Below are 3989 nucleotides of genomic sequence, written 5' to 3'. Positions count from 1 at the left end.
AAAAATTTATTGATCATTTTATTGCGTGAAAGGAAATGATCAGCTATTTCACATTAAAATTCAGATACCTGTCTCAATATTCATAAATTCAGGAAGTGAATATGCAGCCCACTAATTTCGCAACGATTCACCAAGCCCAGCCTTTTTCTGACAACACATCCGCAGGCTCGCCTTCCCCCAATGGCAGTGATATCCGCACCATACCCCCAACCCTTGTACCAGTGAATCAGTCAAGTCACAGTGCCACTGACCGGGGTCTCTCCCTGAATAATTACGCGGTAGATACTTGTGAAGTTGCCAATACCCTGCAAAGTCAGGTGGCCGCAGAAGCCCCTTCTTACCAGGCCCCACAGACAGCCTCATCCGTGCCAGCCAGACAAGGTGTCAATGGCGCAAGATTGCTACAGGAGGTAGGCCTTGCCAGGAATAATATCCAGTCCCACATGGATGCACACTATCCCGGCAAATTTGCCCTGACCATTCCCGATAACAATGCCACGATGGTGATTGCCGAATTTGTTGCCCCTTTTGGTTGGTGGGAAGGGGCTTATTTCAAGGTTGAGTTTGATTTCAGAAACACTGATAAACACAACGAGGGGCCATCGGTCATTGTCAAACTGGCCCCGCCGGTTGCCCACCTGTTTGATGAAGAGTTGTGCCTTGCCCAGGTCATTCCCCACAGTGCCTTTCCGTATTATTGGAAAGGGGAAGTGGCTGCAAAATACAGCAGCTACAATTTTGACCGGGTGCAACAAATGATGAATGTGATCAATTTTCTCATTATGGACACCGATTTCTGGGATGAGGGAGCAGGTTACAGCATGGGCTATCCTGACACCAAAAACCTTAACAAACCCTGGTATCGTCACTATGTGTTTCAACAGAAAAAAGTAATGGAATTTTCAGGCTCCGAAGGCCCTGAAAAACTGAAACGCCATATTTCAAAGCAGATAGCCTCAGTGAACCAACGAGCCAAAAAAAGCAGCTGCAGTTCGCTGTTATTCGAAGCAGATCCGGAAATGATCCTCCGGCAAAAGTCTGAGAGTCTGGATTTTTCCACCATTAAACCCTCAGAGTACGGCTGTTCTGAATTTTCCATCCCCGGTTGTACCCGACAGGTAGAAGTATATTCCCGAGAAGATTTGTCAAGCTGCGTACCGGTGTCACCCATTGTTATCGAACCCGATGATGAACGGATGCAGCAGCTGTTGGCCAAAAACCGGGTTGATGTAACGCTTGAACATAATGGGCAAAAGTACACCACGCCACACAAGGCAGATTACTTTTATCCGGTACAGCTTGATCCACAGGGACGGGTCGAAGAATTTTATATGACCGCTGATAAACAATTTTTCACCATCAACCGCGCAGGCAAAATCGAGACACCCATTATAAAATATAACCATTCTGGCCCTGAATCAGAGTCGGCAAATATAAGACCAACAGTTGATAATGTACCGAAAACATACAGCCTCGATAAATTGGAAAGCGTATTGAGCAATAAACTTCTTGCCATTACCAGTGAACACCATAAATTAGAAGGCATATATTTTGGTAACAAAAAAATTGAGAACGATGATGATTTAACCGAAGCAATTACCCATTTAAGAAACGACATAAGCCAAAATAACCGCAACAGAAAAAATACAGGAAAACTGGCGGTTATTTTTGTTAAAGAACCAATTGAAGAGTCGGAACAGAGCTACTACAAGAGTTGGAAAGCAGTATTAAAGCCGACTAAAACCATAGCTAAAGTCAGTAACCTGGCATCACAGTATAAGCTGACCATTTCTCAGGAGACGCCTGTAACCACCCGGCGTTATCGGGATGGCATGCAGTGGGGCGTCGAGGCCAACGCCTGGCTACCGGTGATGGATCCAGAGATGCAAGGTTATGAAAAAGTCGCTCTTATCAAACAGCTGGTAGACTTTGGCCACAAAACATTAAGATTGCCCGACAAAAGGGATGCCCTCACCGCCGGTGATGCCAATAACATCATCATGAAGTCCATGACCATGCTCATGGTCGATGCGCTGAAAGAGGGCAAGGACTGGCTCCCTTCCCAATGTTTCCTGGATCTTATGGTGAATGCCATCAATACACACTACGAAATCGGCAAGTTATATGCTGACAGGAAGTATCGGAACCTGGGTTTAATGAATCATGCCTTCTCAGGAACGCTCAACAAGAAGAACCTGAAAGACTTTGCATTTTTAATCAATTACCTGGTGTCTGCCTGGAACCAGATGGTCGACATAAGTGACCAGGAACGGGATGCATTAAGACCAAGGCTGGTGATCAATGCCTTTATTGAATATCTGGTCAGGGTCATGGAACGAGAAGCCAAAAATCCTGAAACATTCGCCCAACAGGGGCTGGATAACGAGGCAGGACTCACGCTGGACAAGATCATTAACGCCGCAAAAACTGGCTTCAGTGTGGTTGCCCATCAACTGACCCTGCTTGATTTCTTATTGAGCCGCCCGGACTCCTTAAGCAGGCTGACAGAGCCTGAGCGGGATCAGTTACAAAGTGAAGTGAAAAAAATTCAAGAATTTATCTCCCCCGACCAGGATGGCAAGTATGCCCGGCTGATGCAACGACTTTTCCCTGCTGCAAGCGACTGGGCACAGCCTGTTGACTTTACCTCTACTGAACATCAACAAGCCATCATCAAGACAGTACTGGAAAAGTTCCATGAAAGGACCGGGCAGTCATCAGATGCCGATACGGATTCCGAACAGCCAATGGAAGTGGACAATACGGTACCGGGCAAGGCATTCGCCGTTACCGATGACAGCGAGTATGAACGTCTGGCTACGCGCCTGGGTGAACAGCTGGCGAAACTGAAATTGCGTAAGAATGTCCCGGTAAAAGAAAACGGTTCTGCCAGGTACCAGCAAAGTTGTCACTACTGCGGTGACACCTACACCACAGAAAATTCTCTGTATGAAACGGAAAACCCGATAAAGATCAAACGACAGAAGAAAAAGGGTTATATCTACCGCTCAGGAATGCCTCTCCATCGGGAATGCAAGCAGATAAGGCAGGAGGACACTAAAAACGCCCTGTCCCTCATCCGGGCCCTGGAAGACGATTTTCCTTGTGACCCCAAAAAAGTGCAAAAGGTACAAAAGTCGCAAACGGTTCAAAAGGCATATAAGTCACAAAAGGCAGAAAAAGAACAAAAGGCACAAATTAAGATGAACGATCTGCAAAAAAGTACCAAAGACCAATCATACCCGATGATGCTGAATATACCTCTCGCTCCCTCATAATGGGGAGCGAGCAACATAGCATCAGCCTGGAAAATGGATGGCGCCAGTAGATCGTCTCAATGAGTTGGGTGCGAACAGCCTCTTGCAGGCTGTTTGTGAGGGAGCACCGTTCCGGGGAGTACGTTCGACCGTGCAAAATTCCCTCAGATCGGCAGAGGACAAGTGAGATTCAGTGTCATTGGATTCAGGGCAGTTTATTAAATATCCGGGCTAACCAAGGGTGCTGAACGAAAAACCGGGGTCGAAAACCGGGGTCGGATCTTGAATCTTGATCGATTAAAACCTCCACCTCAGCCTGGCCTGACGGGTGCAATTCCCTTTTATTGGCAGTAAATGGCAACGACCTGCACTCCTTCAGGAATCAGTGCCTTGCCCCCCTGTGCCAGGTATTCGAGGTTAGCATCACTTGAACTTCGATGAACAAGCGTCCAATGCCTGATGCAAAGCGGTCAGGGGCGTGCCTGACTCAGGAATTTTAACGCCCATCGTCTTTTATAAAATTCTATTTTTTATGAAACTCTCTCCGCCAATCCTGGTCTCAGGCAAGGAGTCAGGTCGAAATGTAAGGCAAAGCAATGAATAGTGTCAGCGAAAGTGCGAAAAATTTGTCTTTTATTTGTTCTCTCTGTGAAAACGACGATAGACGTATCGGACAACAGGGTGGGCGACTGGTCCAGGCCTCTTGCCCGGGCTCTCACGTTTTCCACCTGG

Annotated in this window: 1 protein-coding gene; it reads left to right on the top strand. The window is 47.0% G+C overall.

Going from position 1 to position 3989, the window contains the following annotated elements; genetic code table 11:
- The first annotated feature begins 101 nt into the window (after positions 1-101).
- The gene (locus tag KDK14_RS03010; RefSeq protein WP_257263541.1) at positions 102-3278 is read left to right on the top strand and encodes a hypothetical protein; all 3177 of its coding nucleotides are present in this window, start codon (positions 102-104) and stop codon (positions 3276-3278) included.
- Positions 3279-3989: the final 711 nt, after the last annotated feature.

Origin of the sequence: Endozoicomonas sp. ONNA2 (assembly GCF_024606365.1) — a bacterium.
Lineage (GTDB): Bacteria > Pseudomonadota > Gammaproteobacteria > Pseudomonadales > Endozoicomonadaceae > Endozoicomonas.
The sequence above is the reverse complement of the archived record's forward strand: the minus strand, read 5'-3'. Positions and strand labels throughout refer to the sequence as shown.